This window comes from Rubneribacter badeniensis (genome assembly GCF_002899695.1).
In the GTDB taxonomy this organism is placed as follows: domain Bacteria; phylum Actinomycetota; class Coriobacteriia; order Coriobacteriales; family Eggerthellaceae; genus Rubneribacter; species Rubneribacter badeniensis.
The window spans coordinates 1-4398 of record NZ_PPEL01000146.1 but is presented as its reverse complement, the minus strand read 5'-3'; the positions used below and the strand labels follow the sequence as shown (position 1 = coordinate 4398).

The 4398-nt window shown below is 67.4% G+C and carries 5 protein-coding genes; all 5 read right to left on the bottom strand.

The window, feature by feature from the left end; translation table 11 throughout:
* On the bottom strand, positions 1–355 hold a 355-nt coding region (locus C2L80_RS13250), incomplete at its 3' end, for a hydantoinase/oxoprolinase N-terminal domain-containing protein (RefSeq protein WP_275668768.1).
* Complete coding sequence (locus C2L80_RS13245; RefSeq protein ID WP_087198776.1) at positions 356–1450, bottom strand: DUF917 domain-containing protein; 1095 nt, start codon at positions 1448–1450, stop codon at positions 356–358.
* Position 1451: 1 nt separating this feature from the next.
* Positions 1452–2810, bottom strand: a complete 1359-nt coding sequence (locus tag C2L80_RS13240; RefSeq protein ID WP_204600615.1) for a cytosine permease — start codon at positions 2808–2810, stop codon at positions 1452–1454.
* 114 nt (positions 2811–2924) lie between these two features.
* Positions 2925–3647 (bottom strand): DUF6580 family putative transport protein, encoded by a 723-nt coding sequence (locus tag C2L80_RS13235; protein WP_224758927.1) that lies wholly within the window; start codon positions 3645–3647, stop codon positions 2925–2927.
* Between the two features lie 12 nt (positions 3648–3659).
* Positions 3660–4398, bottom strand: a 739-nt coding sequence (locus tag C2L80_RS13230; protein ID WP_129589973.1) for an energy-coupling factor ABC transporter ATP-binding protein, incomplete at its 5' end; no start/stop codon positions are given.

Genomic DNA, 4398 nt, shown 5'->3' with positions numbered 1-4398 from the left:
CGAAGCCGCCCTCGATGATGGCGGAGTCCACGCACACCGCCGCGATGTCGGCGTCCCAGTCCACCATGGGCGGGATGCCCACCGACGCCGGCGCGCCGATGCGCAGCACGGCGATGGGCGCGAGGCCCTTGCGCTCCACGATGGCGTTCGTGCACTGCGTGGTGCCCAGCATCGCCTGCCCGATGAGCGCGCGGTCGACGCCGCTCTCCTCCAGCACGGCGTCCACCGCGCCCATGATGCCCGTGTAGATATCTCTTGATGTGGGCCTTTTCACGGCGGCCACCACGTTCAGGCCCTCGTCGATCAGCACGGCGTCCGTGTTCGTGCCGCCCACGTCGATGCCCAGCTTGTACATTCACGCCCCCTTCCGCGCGCAGCGCTCTTCCAACGGCACGTATTCGCTCTCCAGCCCGAACCACGCGGGACCGGCCAGCGCCAATCCCGCGGGCGTGCGCCACGCCTCGTCGCAGGGAAGGCCCACCACCAGCACGCGCTTGCCGTATTTCAAGTTCTCCGTGGTAACCGGAGTGAACGTCTCGACATCCACGAGGCAGATGAGGTCGGGCACCGTGGCTACGATGGATCCGTCCACCTCGGCGTAGATGTTCTCGTTCTGAAACTCCACCGCGCAAGCACGGCCCTTGTCCTCCCCGATGCCCTCCAACGCCACGCGGCCGAAATTGAAGCCGTTGCGCGTCTCGCGCAGCACATCGGCGATCTTGCCCTTGAAAAAGCGCAGCGCCCCGCTCTCGCGAAGGAAGTACTCCTCGGGCGTCTCGCCTTGCGCCTCGACGGCCGTGCGGATGACGCGGCCCAGATGCTGGGCGTAATCCACCGTGCCCACCACCACCGATTCCTTCATCTTCACGCCGCTCATCGGCGAAGCCAGCGTGGTCACCTGCCCCCCGCAGGCCGTCGTGATGGCGCGCCCTATCTCCTCGGTCCAATCGTTGTTCACGGTGTACAGAACCGAGCAGTTTCCCTTTTCGTCGGCGATGCAATAGGGATTGGTGGACACGCCGTTCAAGGTGAAGGTGTCCTGCTGGATGCCGGGGAAAGCGCGCCCCATGCCGTCGGCGTTGATGAGGGGCAGCCCCGCGCGAGCCGCCGCGCTGATGGGGATCATGGAGTTCATGCCGCCCGCCTCCGAAAGCAGGAAAGCGTCCAGCTTGCGTCCGAGCATCCGCTCCATCATATCGCGCACGAGGCCGTACTCCCGCCCGTTCGTGCCCTTCTCCAGCGACACCGAAGGGGCGCCCACGCCGCAGATGGGCGCCACCGTCCACTCGTCGGGCACCTCGTCCACGTCGAGCAACTTCACCGGGCCATGCTTCTTGATGGCCGCGATGGCCTCCAGGCGGCCCATGTAAGGGTCGCCCCCGCCCCCGCTTCCTAAAAGCGACGACCCGAGGGCGATGTCATCGATGTCCGCTATCGTCAATTCGCGCACGTCAGCTCTCTTTTCTCTTCAAACTCAGCCGGATGCCGCCCGGAAACGCCGGCAGCCTCATGGCCTTGTATATAACGACATACAGCAACATGGAGACGACCAATCCGTTCACCGGGCCCAAGAAGAACGGGATGCTGAGCGCATCGACGATCCCCGTGAACGTGCCGCCGGTGATCAGCGCCACCGCCGCACCGCCCACAAAGCTCGCCAATCCCGGAACCGACACGCCCTCAAGCGGGCGGAAGTTCTCCGGCCGGGCTTTGCGGATGAGCCAGTAATCGGCGATCATGGTGCCGGCAAGCGCCGGGATGCAGGCCGACAACACTGTGAGGAACAGCGAGAACGTATCGAGGATGCCCGCAGCGGCTAGCACGATGCCCACCGTACCCGCCACCACGGTGGTGTACTTGTAGCTTTTCTCGCCCTTGCCCAGCATGACGGAGAACGCAAGGCCCGCAGAATAGGCGTTGCCCACGTTCACCGACCACGTGGAGGCCACGAGCGCCACCACGCCCACCACGGCCAGCCCCAATGCGCCGAAGATCACGGTGATGTCGCCGCCGCTCTCGGGGGCCACCATCGCCAAGAGCGCGCCCATCATAAGCACGAGCACGTTCAACGGCAGCACGCCCACCACCGTGGAAAGCACGGCTCCTTTGCGATCGCGCGCGTAACGGGTGAAGTCCCCGATGGTGGCGCCGCCCACCGCCCATAGGCCCACGGCGATGTTGATCCCGGCCACGAGCCCGATGCCCTCGGCGGGAACGTAGTTGAACACGGTATCGACGCCCGTACCCGCAATGGACACGCCCACGCCGTAGAGACAGATCAAAAACAGCAGCGGTGCAGAGACGATGTTAACCCACTTCACGCCCTCGAACCCGTACACGGCCGACACGAGCATGAGCGCGCCCCAGAACGCCGAGCAGGCCCATACCGGCGGCTGAAAGCCCGTGATCTGAGCGATGGCGATGGAGAATGACGAGCCGCACACGCCCGCCTGCACGCCGAACCAGCCGATGAGGGAGATGCCCAGCACGAGGCTGATGAGGTAGCGCCCGCCCGCGCGCCCAAGCGACGCGGTGGACATGGAGCTGGTGGGCAGGCCGAGGTCGGTGGCCTCCATAGCCACGAAGCAGCCGTAAGCCACCACGATGCCGAAGCCGACAAGCGACGCCCAGAAGGCATCCGCCAGCACCAAGCCCGCACCCAGCAGCGCACCGGTCATGAGCGTCGAAACATTGAGCGCATTGCCGATCCAGATGCAGGCGATCGGCCACCATCCGCGGCGGTCGCCTTCGCCCACGCGAAGATTCGGGTCATCGGAAAACTCCGACGCCGCGCTGACATCCTCAGGCACGATGATCCTCCTCCTTTCAGGAATTCAGAATAGGCACATTGTACCGGTTCTCCGTCCCACCTGGATGCATGAAGGACAATTCGCGCAGCGGAAACAAACGACAGCGGGAATCGGTCAGCGAAGAGGCTTCTCCGCTTTTCCGTGATCCCGGTCGCCGAGGGCGTATTTGCGCTTCACGCGGGAAAGCTTCCTCTTCCACGGGGCGTACAGCACGGCAAGGAAGAGGGCCGTGGCGATGCCGTGGACGACGTCGAACGGCAGGGCGGCGGCGTACACGAGGGCGGCTTGGGCGAGCGTCTGCGGGTGGTAGAAGCCGATGATGCTCCACAGGTTCAGGATGAGGCCGTACAGGATGCCGGACAAAAAGCCGTAGCCGAGCAGGACCGGCGTGCGGTCGAGCGCGCCGGTGGCCGCGAGCGCCCCGCCGAGGTAGCCCGCAAGCCCCCACGCGTACATCTGCCACGGCGTCCACGGCCCCTGCCCGAAGAAGAAGTTCGAGGCTAGCGCCGCGAGCGCCCCCACGAGAAAGCCGCTGCGGCGTCCGAACACCGCTCCGGCGATGATGGCGATGGCCGCCACCGGCTTGAAGCTGGGGATGGGCGCGAACAGGATACGCCCCGCCGCCGCCAACGCGGCCAGCACCGCCACCGGCATGGTGTCGCGCAGCCGCGGGCGGCCCCTCTCGTAGCCCGCGAAGAACAGCAGGAGCGACAACACGGCCACCGCCATGCTGAGCAGGGCCGCCTGCTCCACCCCCGCGGCCGCGCACGCCGCGAGCGCCGCCGGCACCGCGCCGATGGCCACCGCCTCCACGATATGCGACGTAACCCGCCTCACGACCGCCGCCCGCTAATCCACAAGCGCGAACAGGCGCGACGCGGCGCTGGGGCGGTACACGAGGTTGCCCGCGAAGAACGCCTCCGCAGGTTCGGTGCAAGCCGCCTCGCCGTCGAACAGCATCGTCACCTCGTCGGCCACCACGTAGGCGAAGTCGAGGTCGTGCGTGACGAGGATCACCGTGCGCCCCTCGTCGGCCAGCGCGCGCAGCGTGTGCGCCATATCGGCACACGCCCGCGGGTCGAGGCCCTTCGTGGGCTCATCGAGCAGAAGCAGCCGCGCGCCGGTGAGCAAAAGCTTCGCCAGCGCGAGCTTCTGCTGCTGACCGCCGGAGAGGTCGTAGGGGTGCAGGTTCTCGCAGCCGTCGAGGCCGAAGCGGGAGAGCATCGCCCGCTCGTCGGCGGGCGCGTAGCCGCAGCGGGCGCGCCATTCGGCCAGCTCCTCGGCCACGCTGTCGCACACGAGCAGCGCCTTGGGATCCTGCGGCAAGAGCGCTTGCGAGCGCGCGAGCGCGTTGCGGACGTGCCCGCGCTGGGGCTTCTCCACGCCCGCCATGAGCTTGAGCAGGGTGGACTTCCCGCAGCCGTTGCCGCCCACCACGGCATGCACGCTGCCGCAGCGCACCGAGAGGTCGAGCCCGCGCAGCACCCACGGCTCGCCGCGCCCGTAGCGGAAGTGCGCGCCGCGCACGGTCAGGCAGCACTCGCTTGCCGCCAGCGCCTCGGCGCGGTCCCGCCAGCGCGGGCGCAGC